Annotated in this window: 20 protein-coding genes and 1 riboswitch; of the genes, 6 read left to right on the top strand and 14 right to left on the bottom strand. The window is 42.3% G+C overall.

The window, feature by feature from the left end; all coding sequences use genetic code 11:
* Window positions 1-3: 3 nt before the first annotated feature.
* The 10 genes from hisA to BLS16_RS03200 form a co-directional block, all read right to left on the bottom strand.
* Window positions 4-792 (bottom strand): 1-(5-phosphoribosyl)-5-[(5-phosphoribosylamino)methylideneamino]imidazole-4-carboxamide isomerase, encoded by a 789-nt coding sequence (gene hisA, locus BLS16_RS03245; protein ID WP_092329796.1) that lies wholly within the window; start codon window positions 790-792, stop codon window positions 4-6.
* Window positions 770-1,399, bottom strand: a complete 630-nt coding sequence (hisH, locus tag BLS16_RS03240) for an imidazole glycerol phosphate synthase subunit HisH (protein ID WP_092329793.1) — start codon at window positions 1,397-1,399, stop codon at window positions 770-772. The genes hisA and hisH overlap by 23 nt, the downstream gene beginning before the upstream one ends.
* On the bottom strand, window positions 1,400-1,984 hold the full coding sequence (hisB, locus tag BLS16_RS03235; RefSeq protein ID WP_092329790.1) for an imidazoleglycerol-phosphate dehydratase HisB: 585 nt from the start codon (window positions 1,982-1,984) through the stop codon (window positions 1,400-1,402).
* A gap of 42 nt (window positions 1,985-2,026) precedes the next feature.
* Window positions 2,027-3,106, bottom strand: a complete 1,080-nt coding sequence (gene hisC / locus BLS16_RS03230) for a histidinol-phosphate transaminase (protein WP_092329789.1) — start codon at window positions 3,104-3,106, stop codon at window positions 2,027-2,029.
* A gap of 21 nt (window positions 3,107-3,127) precedes the next feature.
* Window positions 3,128-4,408: a histidinol dehydrogenase gene (hisD, locus tag BLS16_RS03225; protein ID WP_092329787.1), complete on the bottom strand. Its 1,281-nt coding sequence runs from the start codon at window positions 4,406-4,408 to the stop codon at window positions 3,128-3,130.
* A gap of 38 nt (window positions 4,409-4,446) precedes the next feature.
* Window positions 4,447-5,127 (bottom strand): ATP phosphoribosyltransferase, encoded by a 681-nt coding sequence (gene hisG, locus BLS16_RS03220; protein WP_092329786.1) that lies wholly within the window; start codon window positions 5,125-5,127, stop codon window positions 4,447-4,449.
* A 249-nt stretch (window positions 5,128-5,376) separates the two neighbouring features.
* On the bottom strand, window positions 5,377-5,859 hold the full coding sequence (locus BLS16_RS03215; protein WP_092329784.1) for a type I restriction-modification system subunit M N-terminal domain-containing protein: 483 nt from the start codon (window positions 5,857-5,859) through the stop codon (window positions 5,377-5,379).
* A gap of 26 nt (window positions 5,860-5,885) precedes the next feature.
* Window positions 5,886-6,965, bottom strand: a complete 1,080-nt coding sequence (locus tag BLS16_RS03210) for a 6-phosphofructokinase (RefSeq protein ID WP_092329782.1) — start codon at window positions 6,963-6,965, stop codon at window positions 5,886-5,888.
* A 135-nt stretch (window positions 6,966-7,100) separates the two neighbouring features.
* The gene (gene hisZ / locus BLS16_RS03205) at window positions 7,101-8,249 is read right to left on the bottom strand and encodes an ATP phosphoribosyltransferase regulatory subunit (protein WP_092329779.1); all 1,149 of its coding nucleotides are present in this window, start codon (window positions 8,247-8,249) and stop codon (window positions 7,101-7,103) included.
* On the bottom strand, window positions 8,249-8,578 hold the full coding sequence (locus tag BLS16_RS03200) for a YerC/YecD family TrpR-related protein (RefSeq protein WP_034600492.1): 330 nt from the start codon (window positions 8,576-8,578) through the stop codon (window positions 8,249-8,251). Before BLS16_RS03200 ends, hisZ begins: the two co-directional genes overlap by 1 nt.
* Before the next feature lie 179 nt (window positions 8,579-8,757).
* Window positions 8,758-8,856: riboswitch (SAM riboswitch) on the top strand.
* A gap of 96 nt (window positions 8,857-8,952) precedes the next feature.
* Here BLS16_RS03200 and BLS16_RS03195 point away from each other — a divergent pair.
* The 3 genes from BLS16_RS03195 to BLS16_RS03185 all read left to right on the top strand — a co-directional run bounded on the left by BLS16_RS03195 (window position 8,953) and on the right by BLS16_RS03185 (window position 11,601).
* The gene (locus BLS16_RS03195) at window positions 8,953-9,978 is read left to right on the top strand and encodes a methionine ABC transporter ATP-binding protein (protein ID WP_092329776.1); all 1,026 of its coding nucleotides are present in this window, start codon (window positions 8,953-8,955) and stop codon (window positions 9,976-9,978) included.
* Window positions 9,968-10,657, top strand: coding sequence for a methionine ABC transporter permease (locus BLS16_RS03190; protein WP_176786050.1), 690 nt, complete (start codon window positions 9,968-9,970; stop codon window positions 10,655-10,657). The genes BLS16_RS03195 and BLS16_RS03190 overlap by 11 nt, the downstream gene beginning before the upstream one ends.
* A 92-nt stretch (window positions 10,658-10,749) precedes the next feature.
* Window positions 10,750-11,601, top strand: a complete 852-nt coding sequence (locus BLS16_RS03185) for a MetQ/NlpA family ABC transporter substrate-binding protein (RefSeq protein ID WP_092329773.1) — start codon at window positions 10,750-10,752, stop codon at window positions 11,599-11,601.
* A 76-nt stretch (window positions 11,602-11,677) separates the two neighbouring features.
* Here BLS16_RS03185 and BLS16_RS03180 read toward each other — a convergent pair whose 3' ends face one another.
* From BLS16_RS03180 to BLS16_RS03165, 4 genes are all read right to left on the bottom strand, one after another.
* The gene (locus BLS16_RS03180) at window positions 11,678-13,600 is read right to left on the bottom strand and encodes a PAS domain S-box protein (protein ID WP_092329770.1); all 1,923 of its coding nucleotides are present in this window, start codon (window positions 13,598-13,600) and stop codon (window positions 11,678-11,680) included.
* Between the two features lie 157 nt (window positions 13,601-13,757).
* On the bottom strand, window positions 13,758-14,216 hold the full coding sequence (locus tag BLS16_RS03175) for a pyridoxamine 5'-phosphate oxidase family protein (protein ID WP_092329768.1): 459 nt from the start codon (window positions 14,214-14,216) through the stop codon (window positions 13,758-13,760).
* Between the two features lie 20 nt (window positions 14,217-14,236).
* Window positions 14,237-15,010, bottom strand: coding sequence for an acyl-[acyl-carrier-protein] thioesterase (locus tag BLS16_RS03170; RefSeq protein WP_092329766.1), 774 nt, complete (start codon window positions 15,008-15,010; stop codon window positions 14,237-14,239).
* Window positions 15,011-15,070: 60 nt separating this feature from the next.
* A complete protein-coding gene (locus BLS16_RS03165) occupies window positions 15,071-16,873 on the bottom strand; it encodes an ABC transporter ATP-binding protein (protein WP_092329764.1) in 1,803 nt (600 codons plus the stop codon).
* Window positions 16,874-17,186: 313 nt separating this feature from the next.
* Between BLS16_RS03165 and BLS16_RS03160 the strand changes: the two genes are divergently transcribed.
* Genes BLS16_RS03160 through BLS16_RS03150 form a run of 3 tightly spaced genes read left to right on the top strand, consistent with a single transcriptional unit; the run spans window position 17,187 to window position 19,629 of the window.
* Window positions 17,187-17,459, top strand: coding sequence for a FeoA family protein (locus BLS16_RS03160; protein ID WP_092329762.1), 273 nt, complete (start codon window positions 17,187-17,189; stop codon window positions 17,457-17,459).
* Window positions 17,456-18,241 carry a FeoB small GTPase domain-containing protein gene (locus BLS16_RS03155; protein WP_176786049.1) on the top strand — a complete coding sequence of 262 codons (786 nt, stop codon included), beginning with the start codon at window positions 17,456-17,458 and terminating at the stop codon, window positions 18,239-18,241. The genes BLS16_RS03160 and BLS16_RS03155 overlap by 4 nt, the downstream gene beginning before the upstream one ends.
* Window positions 18,229-19,629 (top strand): nucleoside recognition domain-containing protein, encoded by a 1,401-nt coding sequence (locus BLS16_RS03150; RefSeq protein WP_092329761.1) that lies wholly within the window; start codon window positions 18,229-18,231, stop codon window positions 19,627-19,629. The genes BLS16_RS03155 and BLS16_RS03150 overlap by 13 nt, the downstream gene beginning before the upstream one ends.
* Window position 19,630 lies beyond the last annotated feature (1 nt).

The raw sequence follows: 19,630 nt of genomic DNA, 5'->3' as shown, positions 1-19,630 counted from the left end.
TCCTTAGCTATCTTTAGCAACAATTGTTTGTGCTATATCTTTAATCTTCTCATCATTAGCTTTTCCGGCGGCAGCCGCTAAAGCTTCCTTTAAGGTAAAAGCCCCACTGTAGAGAGCTTTTCCAGTAATGGCCCCCTCGATGGAAACTCCCTTGAGCACCTGGGCCTGTAAGTTGCTCAGATCGGCTAACGTAGAAATTCCACCGGAGGCAATCACGGATAATCCAGTCTCCATGGCCATTTGTACTGTACTCTCAATATTCGGACCCTGGAGCATTCCGTCTCGTGAGATATCCGTAAAAACGACACTCTGAATTCCCACTGCTTTCATAGCCTTTCCTAAATCGACAGCTCGCATTTCGGTTGTTTCAGCCCAGCCTTGAACCGCGACTAAACCATCTTTAGCATCGATCCCTACAATGACTCTTTTTCCATAGCGATTTGCTGCTTCCGCCACCAACTCCGGATTTTTGACAGCAATGGTCCCAAGAATAACCCGCTCAACACCCAGCTCTAACAGTTCTGTGATCCGCTCCATGGTGCGGATTCCACCGCCTACCTGTATTCTCATAGAAACACTTCTGACAATGTTCCTTATGGTTTCGTCATTCATTGGCTTTCCGGAAAAGGCACCATTCAAATCCACCATATGTAAATACTCGGCACCTTGACGTTCAAATTCCTTAGCGACATCCACAGGGTTATCTGCATAAACCGTTGAATCTTCCATCCTCCCTTGTAAGAGGCGCACCGCTTTTCCCTCTTTCAAATCAATGGCTGGAAAGAGTATCATCTTCATTCACCCACTTTCCAAAATTCGTAAGGAGCTGAAGTCCCCAAGGACTTGATTTTTCCGGATGGAATTGCGCTCCCCAGACATTGGCCTTACCTACAACGGCGGGAAAAATAACCCCATAATCACTTGTGGCAATAATATCCCCCTGATCGGCAGGCTCTGCATAGTAGGAATGTACAAAATAAAAGTAGGATTCATTGGGAATCCCTTCTAGTAATCGGGAGGATTGTTCCAGCTCTAAACTATTCCAGCCCATGTGAGGAACTTTCCTTCCCGCTGGAAATCTTACCACTCGGCCAGCTAAAAGTCCAAGTCCTGCGTACTCCCCATGCTCCTCCCCAACCTCAAACAGAATCTGCATCCCTAAACAGATTCCTAAGAAAGGGCGCCCAGAGCGGGCGAACTCGATTAATGGCTCAATCCACCCTCCGACTTTTAAGGCCTCCATGGCATCGGCAAAGGCCCCTACTCCCGGCAGGATAAGTCCTTTTACTTTGCTTAGCTCGTTTGGCGAAGCCATAATAACTGCTTCGAAGCCAACTTTCTCCAAAGCCTTTTCAACGCTCCTTAAGTTGCCTCGACCATAATCCACAATTCCAATCATCTATAAAACTCCTTTGGTTGAAAGGATTCCGCTATATCTATTGTTCTGACGCAGAGCTAGTCCCAGTGCTCTCCCCACACCTTTAAAAGCTGCCTCAAGAATATGATGCCGGTTTTTCCCTGATAGTTTAATGACATGGAGTGTAAGGCCGCTATGTACCGCTAGTGCTCTGAAAAACTCTTCAGCCATCTCGACGGGAAACTCTCCTACCATGCCATCGGAACAATCCACATCCCAAACCAAGAAAGGTCGATTGGAAAGATCTAAGGCCACTTGAACGAGGGCTTCATCCATAGGAAGGAGAGCTTCACCAAGGCGTTCAATCCCCACTTTTTCGCCGCAGGCCTCTCTAAGTGCTTGCCCCATTACGATCCCGCAATCTTCGATGGTATGGTGAGCATCCACCTCTAAATCACCCTTGGCTTCTATGCTTAAATCTAAATAGGCAAATCTGGCAAACGCCGTCAGCATATGATCGAAAAACCCAATCCCTGTCTTAATATGGGACTCTCCAGTCCCATCTAAATTCAGCCGTACAAGGATTTCTGTTTCCTTAGTTTTACGTTCAACACAAGCTTCTCGCATTTTTCTCTCCTTTCTGCTACGTCAATCTTCGCACATAATAATCTACTTTAGTCCCTCGTTAATCTCCCGAATTACTCGTATAAACCTCTCATTCTCCTCCGGCAGCCCTGCACTGATCCGCAGACACTTACCTAGAATAGGGAGGGAACCCATGTTTCGAATCAGAAAACCTCTTTTCAGCAAATCTGTTGCCCATCTATCCGGATCTGCAGGTTTAAAAAGAATAAAATTCGCCTGGGTAGGATACACAGTTAAGCCAGTAAGCTGATCCAAAGCTTCATACAATTTTTTAGTTTCTTCCTTAATCAGTTGAATTTGAAGTTTATATTCCCTTAAATAATCCAGCGCTAAAATACCCGCTCTCTGGCTGAACAAATTGACATTAAACGGCGGTCTCACTTTCTCAATTAAAGCAATGGTTTTAGGTTGCCCAAGTAAATATCCTAGACGCAGACCTGCCATTCCAAAGGCCTTCGAAAATGTCCGCATGATCACTAAGTTAGGATAGTTTTCAATCTCTGGAATCAGAGTTTGCTCTGAAAACTCTGCGTAAGCCTCATCGACCACGACAATTTTACCGCTTTCTTTGACCAGTCTGAGAATATCTTCCCTCGGAAAAAGCGAGCCTGTTGGGTTATTAGGATTGCAAACAATGATAACTTGAGCACCCGGAGCCTCTGCTGCTTTTAACATTTGCTCAGCATCTAAATCAAGGCCGTTTAACAAAGGCACAGGCACAACAGCGGTCTCTGTTAAGCGAGCATATATTTGATACATGCCAAAGGTCGGAGGATGGATAATCAAAGATTTGTCTGCGCCACCAAATGTAAGTAGTATCATTTGAATTAACTCATCCGAGCCATTGCCAATCATTACACTTTCCGGAGCGGTTGACGTATACTGAGCAATATGCGTCTTAAGCTCCTGACCCATTCCATCCGGATAACGGTTAAAAGCAAATTTCTCAGAGAGCAGTGCTTCCCTCATTTTGGCTGGCCACGGAAATGGGTTTTCATTCGCATCTAGCTTTATACACTCCGGTAGATATTTCGTTTCATAGGGAACGAGCTCTCGGACTGCTGGCCGAACATATATATCAAGGTTGTTTAACCGGGATTCCATTGAACACATCTCCTTCGGTTCTTAGTCTTTAAACCTAGCTTCTACGGCACGAGCATGGGCTTCCAGGCCTTCGCTGCGAGCGAGTAAGGCGATCTGCTGAGCGTCTCTCTTTAAGGCCGCTTCAGAATATCCAATGACACTTACTTTCTTCATAAACATATCCACATTTAATGGAGAATAAAAGCGCGCGGAACCTCCCGTTGGCAGGACATGGTTTGGGCCTGCAAAGTAATCTCCAACGGGTTCCGGAGAATACCTCCCCAGAAAGACGGCACCGACATTACGGACTTGCCCTAACCAAGAAAATGGCTCCTCTACTACGAGTTCAAAATGCTCTGGCGCAATTTTATTGGCCAAATCCATCCCCTCTTGGAGATTGGAGACCAGAACCGCAGCACCATATGCCTCCCAGGACGCTCGGGCAATCTCTGCACGAGGTAATTCTTCAAGCTGCCTCTCCACAGCAGCGATAGTTTTTTCCAGTATTTCTTGACTGGATGAAACTAAAATTGCTGAGGCGAGCCTATCGTGTTCCGCCTGAGAGAGTAAATCTGCCGCTAATTCTTCCGGACGTCCGGTCTCATCCACTAGGATTAAAATTTCGCTTGGCCCCGCCAGCATGTCAATATCCACTGTTCCGAAAACTTGCTTTTTGGCCAAAGTCACGTAAATATTCCCTGGTCCTGTTATTTTATCCACCGGAAAGATAGTCTCAGTACCATAGGCTAAAGCAGCAATCCCTTGAGCTCCACCGACTTTGTATACTTCAGTCACCCCTGCTTCCGCCGCAGCGACTAAGACCTCCGGCAGAAGAGTTCCGTCCGTCCTTGGAGGACTTACCATTACGATTTCTTCAACTCCGGCTACAACAGCTGGCAGTGCATTCATCAAAACTGACGATGGGTAGGAAGCTGTACCTCCGGGAACATAAATACCCACTCGCTTGAGCGGGAGTAAGAGTTGACCAAGCACGCTTCCATCTGAATTCGGCTCCAGCCAGGAGGTTCTTTTTTGCTTTTCATGATAGCTCAGAATATTTGTCTTGGCAGTACGAAGGGCCCGTAAAAAATCCTCACTCACGTCTTTATAGGCCTCTTGAATCTCCTCAGCTGTGACCCGCAAACCACGCTGCCGCAAGTTCACATGATCAAATTCCTCGGTCAGTTTATAGATTGCCTCTTCCCCATCCTTCTGAACCAGCTTGATTATTTCTGCAACACGTTGCTCAAGTGTTTCATCATCTCCATAGGATTTTCGGGTAAGTCGGTTTAAATCAAGTTCATTTAGATTCTCAATCTTCATTAAATATTCATACCTCCCTTAATCAATGAACCAGGGCCCTATTTTGCCGAAACTTCAGCTTGCAGACATCCCCTTAAAGCTGCTACTAAATCTCTAATTCGCTCGTATTTCATTCGATAGGCCACACGATTAGCAATTAAGCGAGTAGTTGCTTCAAGAATCGGAGCCACTTCAACCAAGTGGTTTTCCCGCAGAGTTTTTCCTGTGGAAACGATATCAACAATCATTTCTGACAAATCAACACAGGGCGCTAGTTCCATATTGCCATGCAGTTTAATTGGAGTTACCTGCATACCAATACTACTAAAAAATGACTCTGTTACCCGAGGAAACTTTGTAGCTACCCTTTGATGATTCAATAGACTTAAATCATACTCTCCGCTGGGGAGTTTTGGAGGGACACTTGTCTCCAACATTGCGACTACAAAACGACAGTAACCAAATCTTAGGTCTAATAATTCCGCTACGTCCTTGTTTTCCTCAAGTAAAGTATCCTTGCCCACGAATCCAAGGTCTGCAGCCCCATATTCAACATAAGTAGGAATATCTGTTGGCCGGCAGATTATTATCTTAACTTTATTGTCTGGCAAATCATAGAAGAGCTTTCGTGAATCCTCGTTAACATGACTACACTCTATCCCAACTTTACTCAACAATTGAGTCGAATCAATTAACAACTTTCCTTTTGGTAAAGCGATCGTTAAAAAATCTTTATCCACCAAGGTATCCCCTCTCAAAATCCAGTAGCATAAGAACCAATGCATTATTTTAACGCTTTAGTTAGTTAAAGTGTTAATATATTAATTATATCAATCTCTCTTTGCTCTGGCAACCCCTTTGGTACAAATAATAAAAGTTTAAATCCTCAGATATCTTTGTAATCAATTATGAAAACACAAGGACAGAGGCTCTGTTCGTAAAAACAGCCGCCCCTGTCCTCTGGACAATTTACATTTTTACTGAATAATTCAGAAAGCCAAGTGATCATCCGCCAAGTTAATTTCCTCAAAACGCCTCATTAGTTCAGCTAGAATCTCATTAGTAATGTATCTTTCGCCTGTTTCTGTGGTCTTCATAAAATCAATAGTGTTCAAGAGACCCAGGCAGCCTCGATTCTTATCATCTATCTCTGCAAAAGTTTTCATTAAATACGAACCTAAGTCCTGCTTTTCTTGTTTTACTACATCCCAACGCGCCATAGTCGGTACAAACAAACGATAGGATTCTCGTTGCTCTAAATCTTCACCTATTTGACTCTCTGACAATCCTTTTAGCACAAGTTTTTCACGCCTTATTTCTCGGTCCAAATTAAATCGATCATTTAAGCGCTTCAAAAAAAGAATTGCCAGTACATATTCTTTGAATTCCTCAGCATCCTTATCCCCTCTTAAAAAGTCGCAGGTTTCATCAATGAACCCTTCAAGCTGATCTAAAGATAGTTTATCACTCATGCTTTATTCTCCCCTCTTCGAAAAGATTAATCTCCCATTTCCATTCCAAGAGTGCGTGCCGCCAGCAATAATGGATCATTAAGTGGGACAAGTTTAATTTGGTTGACAGCCTCCTGAAGGGGAACCTGCACAATCTCTCTTCCTTGAAGCGCAACCATAATTCCAAATTTCCCTTCCAGGGCGGCGTCAACCGCCGCCGCACCATAGCGAGTTGAAAGAACTCTGTCATAGGCATTAGGGGACCCTCCTCGTTGGAGATGTCCAAGAACCGTCACCCGGGTTTCCATTCCATAATGCTCTTCAAGATCATGGCCTATTTTGGCGCCAATCCCTCCCAATTTTATGGGGTCAACTCGTCCCTCCATCAGGCGTTCGAGTACCATTTCGCCCCCCAATGGCTTAACACCTTCCGCTACGACGATAATACTAAATTTTTTACCTTGCTTAGCCCTTTGTTGAATACTTAAGGCAACTCGGTTAAGGTTATAGGGAATCTCCGGAATGAGGATGACATCTGCACCTCCCGCGACCCCGGCATACAAGGCGATCCAACCTGCGTAACGACCCATGACTTCAAGTACCATGACCCTATGATGGGATTCCGCAGTGGTATGTAACCGATCTAAAGCTTCTTGGGCTGTATCCACTGCTGTTTGAAAGCCAAAGGTTTGATCTGTAGCCATTAAATCGTTGTCAATGGTCTTAGGAATTCCGATCACTTTAAGGCCCTTATGCACAAATTTCAAAGCGATATTCAAACTCCCATCCCCGCCGATGGCTAACAAGGCATCAATCTCTTGTTTCTGAAAATTACGAATCACATCATCTGAACGATCTACAGCTTGATTGACTCCATTTAGTTTGGTTTGATAAGCAAAAGGATTGTCTCTATTCGTAGTACCCAGAATCGTACCTCCTCTAGGCAAAATCCCTGAAACATCCTTCAACCCAAGAGGCATAAAATCCCCCTCTACAGCACCTCGAAAACCATCCCTAATTCCTAATACTTCTACTCCATATCCCTGAGCGCTTTTAGCAATTGCCCGAATCACCGCATTAAGTCCGGGGCAGTCTCCTCCACCTGTAAGGACTGCAAGTTTTCGCACTGTTACACCCCATTTTCTAGTGTATTCCTATTACAAACTATTATATATCATTCCTGCCTAATAGTATTCTCTAGACAGGGACTATTCTTCTATCGTCTAAGAAAGTACGGAGTAAATTGCCCGTTCACACCCATATTAAACGCACGAAATTTCCTTAATACTCTTTTGGAGAGCCATCGACTTTGCCTTCTCCTCCCCCAAGACTCCCAGAGCCATCTCCACTCGTTTGCCCTGAGCTCTTAGTTCCCGGCACCGACGAATAATTTCCTTAGCATCAGATCCATAAACTAATATATCTGCTCCCTCTACCACCGGAATTGGAAATTGTTCTAACAAATTACCGAGGTGTATAGCAAAACCGGTTGCCGGTTGTGGAACGCCAAAGTCAGCGTATAAATCATCGTAACGTCCCCCTTCTACCACAGGAAAACCTATTCCCGGTACATACCCTTCAAAAACGGCTCCGGTGTAATATGAGAAGCCTCGTAAAATACCTAAATCTAAGGATACATTTGCTTGAACACCAAAATCATCCAAATATTGGTAGATCTTTCTTAAGCTTTCTACAGCGTGCTGAATTGCTGGTTGCTCACTCCAACCCAGGACTTCATCGAGAATCTCCTCCCCTCCACGAAAATGGGGCAGGCGAAGTAATAGCTCCTGAACACGTTCCGGTAAACCACTTTGTCTCACACAGCTTTCCACACCAACCATATCTTTACGAGCCAACACCTCTTCCAGCTTAGCCTGCAGCTCTTTCTCAATTCCCGTTTCCAGCATAAGTCCAGCAAAGATACCCATATGTCCCAGGTTAAACTGGTAATTTTTCAGACCTAAGCCAGCCATCGCCTCAACTGCCAGAGCAATCACTTCTGCATCGGCAAGCTCTTGGTCAGACCCCACAAGTTCAACTCCTACTTGTCGAAATTCCCTGTGTCTGACGTTAGAGTTCCGATAAACATCTGCACCATAACATAAGCGTAATGGAAATTCGCCGCCACGCATGCGTGTGCTTACAAGTCGCGCAATAGGTATCGTTAGCTCTGGTCGAAGAGTCAGTATATGCCCTTCGCGGTCAAAGAATTTATATAATGAATCCTCTTGTTCAACATCTGGTTGAACACAAGCAGAATACTCTAGGGTAGGGGTTAAGACCTTTTGATACGACCATTGCTTAAATAGCTCTAGACTTCTTTCCTCTAAACCCTCTTGGACTGAGATTTCTTCAGGAAGCAAATCCCGCATCCCTTTTGGAATACGCAAACCTAAATTTGTTCTAAGCATTATGATTCTCCTTCACTTGCACCTATTTTTTCACTTTGTTCCTTTAAACGTCGTAATATAAGTTGATATCCGTCTGCTCCAAAATTCAAGCAACGTTTTACCCGGCTTATTGTCGCGGTACTTGCTCCCGTCACTTCCGTAATTGCAGTATAGGTCTCGTTCTTTTGCAGCATCTTAGCAACTTCAAGGCGTTGGGCCAGGGCTTTAATCTCTGCAACTGTTGCAATATCTTCAAAGAACCGATAACACTCTTCTTTGTTTTTTAATAGCAGAACTGCTTCAACTAAAGCATCGTTTAAGGGATTCTGTAAACGCTCATCACTTGACACGGCATACCCCTCCTCAGTAAAACAGTAATCACTGTTCTCCTTTAATCTATTAAAGCGTTGCCATATTGTCAAGTTCTTTTCAAGAATTTCCTCCAATATACCTATTGCAAACCTCATCTTCTCTATGCTAATATATAGACATTCCATGGTACACTAATGTAATAAAACCTCATAGAAGACTCTTATTCAGAGTAGGTGGAGGGACTGGCCCGATGAAACCCGGCAACCGGCTTAGATGCACGGTGCTAACTCCTGCAGAGAAATCTGGGAGATAAGAGGAAAACCGAATGGCACTCCGCGGGTTTTCTTCGCGGAGTTTTGTTATGTATAAATACCAGTGAATAAGCGTCCAGCAAGATTGAGGAGGTGCACATGTGATTCAGATTAAACAACTAGTTAAGAAATACTCGTCCCCTCAGGGACAAGTCATGGCTCTTGATGATGTATCTTTAAACATATTACCCGGAACGATTTATGGCATAATCGGATTGAGCGGCGCCGGAAAAAGCACCCTTGTCCGTTGCTTAAATCTACTTGAGAAACCTTCAAGCGGCCAAATCATTGTTGCCGGGCAAGAATTGACCGCTCTTTCAAGCAAAGAACTTCGGAAAGCGCGCCAAAATATCGGTATGATTTTTCAACACTTCTATCTCCTTCAATCTCGAACAGTATCGGAAAACATTGCCTTCCCTTTAGAAATTGCCGGAGTTCCCAAAACAGAGATCTCTATGCGCGTTAAAGAGCTTCTTAATCTAGTAGGTCTGGAAGAAAAAGCAACAGCTTACCCCGGGCAGTTAAGCGGTGGTCAAAAACAACGAGTCGGTATTGCTCGAGCTCTCGCCACAAAGCCACAAGTTCTTTTGTGCGACGAGGCAACTTCTGCCTTAGACCCGCAAACCACCCTTTCCATCTTGAACCTGCTTCGTGATATTAATCAGAAACTTGGTTTAACGATCGTTATGATTACTCACGAAATGAAAGTTGTCAAGGAAATCTGTACCCATGTAGCAGTTATTCACGCAGCTCATATTGTGGAAAATGGCCCTGTCGAGTCTGTCTTTATAAAACCTCAGTCGGACATCGCTCGTCAATTTGTCTCGACAGTTTTTCCAAATGACCTTCCAGCCGACCTATTGAAAGAACTGGCAACTCACCGAGACTCAGAAATTGTTCGCATTCAATTCCTTGGCACACGTGCTTCTGATCCAATTATCACTGATTTGCTTAGAACCTGTGAAGTTCGAGCTAACATCCTCTATGGAAGCATCGATCATTTAAGATCCACACTTTTTGGCACATTAACCCTTGAACTTCAAGGCAGCCCTGAACAGCTCAAGGAAGCTCAACACTATTTAACATCCAGAGATTTAAAAGTGGAGGTGATTAAACGTGAGCTTTGATATAGGAAGTCTTCTCCACGGTTCTGGTTCAGTTGGGGATCTTCTTCAGCTGATTATACCTGCTACAGGGGAAACCCTTTATATGGTCTTCGCCTCTACAGTTCTCGCTTACCTGATTGGACTACCTTTAGGCATTATCTTAGTCGTCTCGTCGCCAGGCCATATTTTACCTAACCCATGGGTAGAGCGCACTTTAGGAACCATCATCAACATTTTCCGTTCCGCTCCATTCATTATTCTATTGGTAGCTTTAATCCCCTTTACCCGCTCAATAATCGGAACTTCTGTTGGCACAACAGCCGCTATCGTTCCACTTGTGATCTCCGCCGCCCCTTTTGTCGCACGTGTAGTGGAAACCTCTCTCAAAGAAGTTCCTTACGGTGTGATTGAGGCAGCACTGTCAATGGGGGCCTCTCCTAAACAAATCATTCAAAAGGTTCTTCTTCCTGAAGCGAAGGCTTCACTGATTCTAGGCGTCGCCATCACGACGATTAGTGTCATCGGTTACACCGCAATGGCCGGTACTGTTGGCGGAGGCGGGTTAGGGGACTTGGCCATACAATATGGCTACAACCGTTTTCGAACCGATGTCATGATTGTCACGGTCATCATTCTCGTCGTGATTGTTCAGATTATACAATCCCTAGGAACGACTCTGGCACGCAAGCTTACTCATTAGGTTCAAGACTACCCAAGTTATCCGGATTCAAGCAACAAGATCTCTGTCATCCCAAGCAATGGCAAAAACCAAACAAATTGGAGGAGAAAAAAATGTCAAGAATTAAGAACCACCGCTATTTGACCCTTTTAGCCACTGTTTTAGTCACCTTTTCACTTATACTCTCAGGCTGCGGCAGTAAAACTGAAGCTCCCAAAACCGGATCTGATACACCTACTGCCAAAATACTTAAAGTTGGTGCAACTCCAATTCCTCATGCTGAAATCCTCGAATTTATCAAGCCCGCACTGCTCAAAGAAGGTGTCGAACTACAGATCGTTAGTTACACAGATTATGTCCGCCCTAACTTAGATTTAGATTCTGGAGATATCGACGCAAACTTCTTCCAACACACTCCTTATCTGGACTCTTTTAATGCCGACCATTCCTTAAAGAATGTCTCAATTGCCAACGTCCACATTGAACCGATGGGTGTCTACTCTAAAAAAATAGCCAAACTTGATGAGCTGAAAAACGGCGATACCATTGCCATTCCTAATGACCCCTCAAACGGTGGCCGCGCTCTTGCTCTACTTTCCAAAGCAGGTATTATCAAACTAAAAGACGGAGTTGGGATTAAAGGAACAGTCAATGATATTCAAGACAACCCAAAACAGCTGAAAGTCACTCCTCTTGATGCCCCACAGCTTCCCAGAGTACTCCAAGATCCTAAGATTATTGCAGCAGTAATTAATACAAATTATGCTTTAGAAGGCGGGCTCAACCCTCTTAATGATTCCATCATTATGGAAGACAAAGAATCTCCCTATGCAAATATCCTTGTTGTCAAAGACAGCCGCAAAGACGATCCTGCTTTACAAAAGCTTGCTAAAGCGCTCACCTCCCCTGACGTCAAAAAGTTCATTGAAGACAAATACAAAGGTTCTATTGTTCCAGCATTTTAAATGAGCTTTCCCTGTTCATGCAGGGACAGGAACGACTCCTGACTCACATATTAAAGCCACCCCATCTGGGGTGGCTTTAATAGTTAATTGGGAATTTCACTATTACAGTTGTACCTGTATCCTGTGAATCAAAATTAATGAGGGCTTTATGACGAACAGCTATACTTTGGCATATTGCAAGGCCTAATCCGGTGCCACCTTCTTTAGTAGTTAGGAATGGGGTACCCAGCCTATCAAGTATTTCCGGATCAACTCCACGACCCTGATCTCTAACTTTAAGCACAATGCACTTTTCTTGAACCGAAGAACTGATGGTCAGAGTTGTGCCTGCCGGAGTGGCTTCCAATCCATTCCTGGCCAAGTTCAAAATCAGCTGCCTCAGCTCATTCCCATTGCCAAGAAGGTCGGGAACCTCTTCTAATTCAAGGACTATTGTTTTATCTTGATTAAACGCATCTGAGTTCAAAAGAGGAGCCAGGGTTCTCACGATATTGGAGACATTAATAGGCTCAAATGCCACCGACTTATCTCTGGCCAAACTCAAGAAATCAGTTAGGATCAAATTCGCTCGATCTAGTTCATCGGTCATCAGCTGAAAGTAATCGTGATAAGCTGAGGTTTCTGCTTTAGATTGGAGCAACTGTAAAAAACCACGCACTGTCGTGAGGGGATTCCTAACCTCATGAGCAATGCCGGCAGCCATTTCGCCGACCATATTAAGTCTTTCTAAACGTGCCAATTCACGATCGGCATTCCTTCTGTCAGTAACATCAATAAGCACTTTAAAAACTAACCTCGATCCATCAGCATCAATAAAGGGTTGAGAATAAACCTCATATATGCGACTATCAGACACCATTTCTCTCCACATTGGGGTAAGATTCTTTAAAATTACCGCAGACATGCAATCATGGCATGGATCCGGCAACCCTACTATTACTTCATAGCAGAGCTTGTCAATACATGAACCAAACTTTGCTTGAAAGCTATGGTTGGCATAGCGTATTTTATGATTTTCTTCTTGAAGATAGATTAAACCAGGAAAACTGTTAAATAGTGAATAAAGACGGCGATGTTCGTCCTCGATAGCCTTTTCCATCTTTCGTCTTTCCTCAATATTCCGAAGAAAGATTGAGATTCCGCTTGCTGTTGGATAAATGCTGACTTCTGTCCATTTTCCTGTTGTATAAGCATAGGTCTCAAACCTAGTCGGAACCCCATCATTCATAACTTTTAAACAAGCTTCGTTAATTCTTCGATTGGATTCTTTATGAACTTCCCAGTAATCAGCACCGACAAGATTGCCATCAAAGCCATTGGTTTCCCGAGCTTTAACCATAGCCTGATTAGCATAGGTTATAACCCAGTCGCGATTTACTGCTTTAAAACAATCGCCGATGCTCTCTAAAATATTAAACATTTCTTGATTTGCTCTGGCTAATTCGTTTTCAGCATTTTCCTTCTGTCTAATCTCGCTTCGAAGTTGCTCATTGATCCTTTCCAATTCATCGGCACGAAATTTAACTAATTCCTCTAAGCTTTCACGATACTGACTCAATTCTCTTTGTTTTAGCTCACTATCTGTAATATCCCAGGTTGAGATAATCCGAAAACGCCGAGATTTCACTTTCACTTCGTGATTATTAATTCGCACCGGAAAATGACTTCCATCTTTCTTAACGTGCACCGAATTGTAGTCGTATCGATCATCGTTATATATCCTCGGGCCAACTTCTAAGAGATCATTCTTGCGCCCCGGTGCACAAACTAAACCATACATGGATTTGCCAATTAATTCAGCTGGGCTATATCCATGCATTTCTGCATAACTTTTATTTACTTTGAGAAGTTTTCCACTTTTAACATCGACAACTGCCATTCCCCAATTAACTTCTAGAAAGAGACGATTCCAAATCTCATTTTCCCATTTAAGATCCGCTAAAGTCGCTTCTAAAAGGGCGATTCTTTGTTTCAATTCCATGATTTGGTCATTTGACATTATTCATACCACTCTTCTGATTTAGATTGATGGTCAGTCCATGGAAACTGTTTTGGCATATTCGCACTCGCCATTATGTCTTTCTTCGACAAATATCCCCTATTTTCCTTCTTTTTAATATATTCAAATATATTAAAAGCTAAAATCTAATTAATTTTTAAAATCCTGATTGTTTACCTGTCATAGTATTTACCTTTAATTTATAAAGAGTGATCCCTTCCAACATTGTATCTGAGGGAAAGGGCTTGTCATTTGCATAGTGCTCCATAATGATTTTCATACTTTCTCGCTTACTGATTATATCATCAATGAACTCTACCTCTCCGAAACCAATGACACTTTGATATCGCATAGTCCATTCACACCCCTTTTCACTGGGAACTATTTGGGTGTCAATCTCAACTTCAAAACAAGCCTGTGGATTTTCACGTAGAATCGAAAGCTTTAGTCCATCATTTGCAGAATGAAAATACAATACCTTGTCTAGATAACCGAAGTTTATCGGAATAATATAGGGCATGTCCTTATAGGATACAGCTAATCTACAGACTTGTGCCTTCTTTATGATTTCATCCATCAAATTTTGGTCAGTTATTTCTTTATCACTTCTTCGCATTTCTTACCTCTTCTCCAATATTATACACTTTTCCAGACTGTTAGGGCTGTAGCAAGTTCTTGAAGGTCATCATTCTCAAGGATAACATGCTGATAAATAGGAGTATTAGCTTTTGATTCCGCTTCATGGCATTTGGAGCGAATACTCGAACCATAGGTTGCTGCTTTTCGATAAGTGATCTTCATAGCTGCAAGATAAGCATTTTGATAAACATCTTCAGGAACAACCTCTAACATCCACTGAAGATAATTTGCATTATTGACATGACCATTGGTATCGATATCACTCCTTCGGACAGTAAATATCTGTTCATTATCTACAGCTTGAGCTTGATCACCTACTTCATGAATTTGAAACTGATTTGCAGCGTCTTCAATTACTCGAATTGGATCAATTCCATAAGCTTCTTGAAACTCCTGGGGTATTCTGGAAGGACGCTTACTTTCAGTATTATAGAAAATCCACAAGGATGTTGCCTTCCCAAGGATTTCTTGATTGTTATCCTTTATTAAAAAATCTCTATTTGCATAAAACCTTTCGAATCCTGAAGACCATGTTTCAATCATAACCTTTTCACCTAAAACCGGATAACGGTTCATCTGAAGAATCCATTGATTTAAAATCCAGGCTTGCTTTTTAGCCTGTAACTGTTTTATTCCCTGTCCAATTGATTCCGAATGGGAAATTGCAGCATCTTCTAAATAATGCAGTATTGCTAAGGGTGCGGCCTGCTCCTTTGGATTTACTTCATGATAGTGAACTTCAAATTCCATATTAAATCGTTGATTTATCATTTCTTTACCCACCTCGTTTAGCCTTTTCTAACTTCTAAAGGAGTCGAACTTGGGCAGAAGTTAGTTATAACTATCCCCTTTGAATTGTGTCTTATAAATCTGTTGATAGAGACCCTCTTTGCGAATTAATTCTTCATGGTTCCCGCTTTCAGCAATAGCCCCATTTTCAATAACAAAGATCTGATCCGCTGCTAAGACAGTTGATAATCTGTGGGCAATGACAAAGCTTGTCCTATCTTTCAGCAAGGGAATCATAGCCTTTTGAATGTACATTTCCGATATTGAATCTAATGAGGATGTAGCTTCATCAAGAATGATAATTCTCGGGTCTCTTAATATAACCCTTGCAATAGATACCCTTTGCTTTTCTCCACCGGATAACTTAACCCCTCTATTTCCGACGATTGTTTTATAGCAATTAGGCAGAGTCATAATGAAGTCATGAATATAAGCTGCTTTACAAGCCTCGACTATTTCTCCTTCGGTGGCATCTTTCTTACCATACCTTAAATTTTCCTCGATAGTATCATTGAATAAGTAAGGTTCCTGGATCACTATCCCAATCTGCTTCCTAAGCGACTCTAACGTGACATCTCTGATATCATGTCCGTCAATTTCTATACTTCCTTTATTCACATCGTATAACCTTGGAATAAGATTTGTAATGGTGGTTTTCCCAACTCCACTTGAACCAACTAAGGCTACCATTGTACCTGGCTTTACAGAAAAACTAATATCTTCGAGGACCTTAACCTTACTGTTATAGGAAAAATATACATTCTTAAATTGTACTTTACCGCTAATCACCTTCAGTTCATAGGCTCCGAGCTTATTTTTAATTTCTTGTTCAAGATCTAGATACTCAAAAATTCTCTGGAATAAGGCTAATGATCTTGTGATATCGATGTGTATATTGGATAGTTGGGAAACAGGTGCATAAAGCCTCCCCAGCAAGGCTACAAAAGCAATAATACTTCCGATGGATATCTCACCTTTAATAAACAAGTATCCGCCATAAAAATAAATCAGCATCGGCCCGACGGCAATAAAAGTTGTAATTGTCATTCTAAACCAGCGTCCTACAACGGACTCTTTTATTTGTAGACTAATAACCTCATTATTAATTTTTGTAAATCTTTCTAATTCATCCTTTTCCTTGGTGAAAAGCTTTGTGAGTAGTGCCCCACTAATACTGAAAGCCTCTTGAATAATCTGATTAAGATCGCTAATTTTTTCTTGGCTCTTAGTAGCTAACTTCCAGCGAAGTTTGCCTACTTTCCTGGTTGGGATGATAAAAGTAGGCAGAATAATCATTCCGACAATTGCCAGCTTCCAATTCATCAATGTCAGTGCGGCGGCAGTCGAGATAAGTACAACTATACTGGTTATAGCATTGATAACGGTTGAGTTAAAAATATCCTGGATTCCCTCTATATCACTTGTTATTCTGGTAATAATCTCCCCGGGCCTTGCTGCAGTGTAGAAATTCAAAGACATATTCTGCAAATGACCATACATTTGATTTTTCATAGTTAAGATTATATGTTTAGAAATCCAAATACTGAGATATGACTGAGCTACTTGCAAAAGTCCTAAAATCACCGTAACCCCAATGGATACCAGAATCAACAAACTTAAGTGAAACAGATCTTTCTGCGGCAAAGCAATGTCAATAATATTTCTGATTAATATTGGGGGCACAAGACCTAGTATTGAACTAGTAAAAATTATACTAATTACAAGCAGCATGTTTTTCCAATAAGGCAAAAAGTAACTCAATATTCTGGTCAGCATTTTCCTTGTAACTTTGGGCATCTGTATTTCTTCATCTGCAAATCTTAATTTGCCGATCCCTTGTCTCATATATCAACAACTCCTAAGTAATCACCACCGACAGTATTCTATAATTATAGCATAGTTTTCCCATTGCAAAGGCACCTCAGCCTCAAACATACTATGTCCTTCAATTCTAAAACTCAATGACTAAAATCAAGGCGCCATTTGCCTTACGTTTGTAAACGTGCAATGGCTCCTTGATCAAATTAGTATAAGCTTTCGGGGGAACAAAAGAGACCTCTTAACATAATCTATTCAAAATGAACTTTTAACTGAAAGTTAGCCGCGGCTAACCTCTAACTGAGAAAGAAGATTAGCCAGATTTGAAAAAAGGGGGTACATGGGTGTGAAAAATGCAGAACGAATCAATTCATTATCAGATTTATCTCTAGGTTCGGCCTGTCAAATAGTTTCCTTAGAGTTAAGCGGACTTTTACGGCGCCGTATACTTGACTTAGGAATCGTCCCTGGAACCTTGATCCGCAGTATACGCAGAGGGCCATCAGGTGATCCAACCGCTTATCTGGTAAGGGGGACACTTATTGCACTACGAAGTGAAGACGCTTCCCAAATTCTGGTAAAAAAGCTATCGAACGGAGAGGAATGTGTATGATTCTGTCTGCAGAAAAAAAGAGCCTACTATGGCAAAATTATTTTGGAGTTCCAATTAGAAACGATCAATTAAGCATTGCCTTAGCCGGTAATCCAAATGTAGGAAAAAGTACAATTTTTAACGCCTTAACTGGGCTCCACCAACATACCGGTAATTGGCCAGGAAAAACGGTGAATAATGCTCATGGCAGTTACCAATATCAAAAAAAACCCTTTTTAATCGTCGACTTGCCGGGTACTTATTCTCTATTAGCTCATACGGTTGAGGAACAGATTGCCCGAGATTTCCTGTGCTTTGCGAACCCTGATGTTACAGTAGTAGTTTTGGATGCTACTTCCCTAGAAAGAAATCTAAATTTAGCTCTTCAAGTTTTTGAGATAACACCTAAGGTTATTGTGTGTTTGAATCTAATGGATGAGGCTAAAAAGAAAAATTTAGTCATTGATGTTCCTTCGTTAGAACGTGAATTAGGGGTGCCTGTCGTTGCAACCGCTGCTCGGCAAGGAAAAGGCCTTGCAGAACTCCGCGAGAAGATATTACAAGTTGCTACCGGATTACTACAACCGACTCCTCGACAGATAAAATATTCTTCAGATGTTGAAAGCGCTCTAAAAGAGTTGCTGCCGTTGGTGGAAAACATTACCAATAATAGCTTGTCCCCGCGTTGGATAGCCTTAAGGCTTTTAGACGGAGATCAGAACTTCCTGGAGAGTCTAAGCAACTATCTGGATATTGATCAAGTCTCATTTCAGGATTGGGAGGAATCCAAATGTGCGCAATAAGTTCTTCTAGAAATCTTAGTGAGGCTTATGGTCAAGCTGAATATGTTCGCAAAACCTATCGAAATTCCTTCAGCGATCAGATTGTTGCAGATATTTATGGAAATGCAGAGCAAATTACCAAGCATGTTCTTACAAACAAAGGACGCCACCGAATTGGCTTTGATCAAATCATTGATAATCTGGTCACTTCTAAATGGTTCGGATACCCTCTCATGATCCTGCTATTGGTGGGTGTCTTTTGGATAACTATAGAAGGTGCGAATATACCCTCAGGGCTCCTTGCCAGCGTGCTCTTTGCCTTTCAGGATCAACTAACTCTTTGGTTTCAGTGGTTAGGTGCCCCGGATTGGGTACATGGAGTTCTTGTTCTAGGAGTTTACCGTACTTTAGCCTGGGTTGTTGCAGTTATGCTGCCTCCTATGGCCATCTTTTTTCCCTTATTTACCTTATTAGAAGATTCCGGTTATCTACCGCGAATAGCTTTCAACCTGGATCATATCTTTAAAAAAGCCAAAGCCTGTGGCAAACAGAGTCTGACCATGTGCATGGGATTCGGATGCAATGCGGCTGGAGTCACTTCATGCAGAATAATAGACTCTCCTCGTGAGCGCTTAATCGCAATTCTGACCAATAATTTTGTTCCCTGCAATGGTAGATTTCCGACATTGATTGCCATCACTTCAATTTTTATAGGTGGGGCTATTGCCTCCTATTCGGGAATAATCAATGCCTTGGTGATATCAGGAATAATTTTGCTGGGTATAGCTGTTACATTAACTGTCTCCTGGTTACTATCAATGACAATATTAAAAGGTGAACCTTCTTCTCTTGTCTTGGAATTACCCTCATACCGTCGTCCGAAAATTGGAGCAGTGATCTATCGTTCAGTGATTGACCGTACCTTATTTGTACTAAGACGCGCAATCATCATAGCAGCTCCCGCAGGCGCCGTGATTTGGATTCTGGCTAATGTCTATATTGGAGAACTGAGTATTCTTTCTACTGTGGCTCATGCCCTAAACCCATTAGGAAAACTTATTGGCTTAGATGGATTCATCCTCATGGCCTTTATACTTGGACTACCTGCAAACGAGATTGTCCTGCCGATTCTCATCATGAGCTATCTTTCCACTGGCTCTTTACAGGATTTTTCAAGCTTAGAGGAGCTTAGGAATGTTTTGGTTAGTAACGGCTGGACCTGGCTTACAGCAGTTAACGTCATGTTGTTTTCCCTATTGCATTGGCCTTGTGCTACTACTCTCCTCACTACCTACAAGGAAACCGGCAGTAAGAAATGGGCCTTCCTATCCTTTCTAATTCCAACACTCATCGGATTTTCCGCTTGTTTTATTCTAACTCAAGTGGTTCGTTTGTTCGGTTTAGCCTAGA

It is taken from the genome of Desulfosporosinus hippei DSM 8344, assembly GCF_900100785.1.
Classification (GTDB): domain Bacteria; phylum Bacillota; class Desulfitobacteriia; order Desulfitobacteriales; family Desulfitobacteriaceae; genus Desulfosporosinus; species Desulfosporosinus hippei.
Note: the sequence above shows the minus strand (reverse complement) of the source record. Positions and strands in the feature narration are given on the sequence as shown.

Coding starts and splice junctions, on each gene's coding strand:
- hisA (WP_092329796.1), bottom strand. CDS start 792: ATGATACTCTTTCCAGCCATTGATTTGAAAGAGGGAAAAGCGGTGCGC.
- hisH (WP_092329793.1), bottom strand. CDS start 1,399: ATGATTGGAATTGTGGATTATGGTCGAGGCAACTTAAGGAGCGTTGAA.
- hisB (WP_092329790.1), bottom strand. CDS start 1,984: ATGCGAGAAGCTTGTGTTGAACGTAAAACTAAGGAAACAGAAATCCTT.
- hisC (WP_092329789.1), bottom strand. CDS start 3,106: ATGGAATCCCGGTTAAACAACCTTGATATATATGTTCGGCCAGCAGTC.
- hisD (WP_092329787.1), bottom strand. CDS start 4,408: ATGAAGATTGAGAATCTAAATGAACTTGATTTAAACCGACTTACCCGA.
- BLS16_RS03215 (WP_092329784.1), bottom strand. CDS start 5,859: ATGAGTGATAAACTATCTTTAGATCAGCTTGAAGGGTTCATTGATGAA.
- hisZ (WP_092329779.1), bottom strand. CDS start 8,249: ATGCTTAGAACAAATTTAGGTTTGCGTATTCCAAAAGGGATGCGGGAT.
- BLS16_RS03185 (WP_092329773.1), top strand. CDS start 10,750: ATGTCAAGAATTAAGAACCACCGCTATTTGACCCTTTTAGCCACTGTT.
- BLS16_RS03180 (WP_092329770.1), bottom strand. CDS start 13,600: ATGTCAAATGACCAAATCATGGAATTGAAACAAAGAATCGCCCTTTTA.
- BLS16_RS03175 (WP_092329768.1), bottom strand. CDS start 14,216: ATGCGAAGAAGTGATAAAGAAATAACTGACCAAAATTTGATGGATGAA.
- BLS16_RS03170 (WP_092329766.1), bottom strand. CDS start 15,010: ATGATAAATCAACGATTTAATATGGAATTTGAAGTTCACTATCATGAA.
- BLS16_RS03165 (WP_092329764.1), bottom strand. CDS start 16,873: ATGAGACAAGGGATCGGCAAATTAAGATTTGCAGATGAAGAAATACAG.
- BLS16_RS03160 (WP_092329762.1), top strand. CDS start 17,187: ATGGGTGTGAAAAATGCAGAACGAATCAATTCATTATCAGATTTATCT.
- BLS16_RS03155 (WP_176786049.1), top strand. CDS start 17,456: ATGATTCTGTCTGCAGAAAAAAAGAGCCTACTATGGCAAAATTATTTT.
- BLS16_RS03150 (WP_092329761.1), top strand. CDS start 18,229: ATGTGCGCAATAAGTTCTTCTAGAAATCTTAGTGAGGCTTATGGTCAA.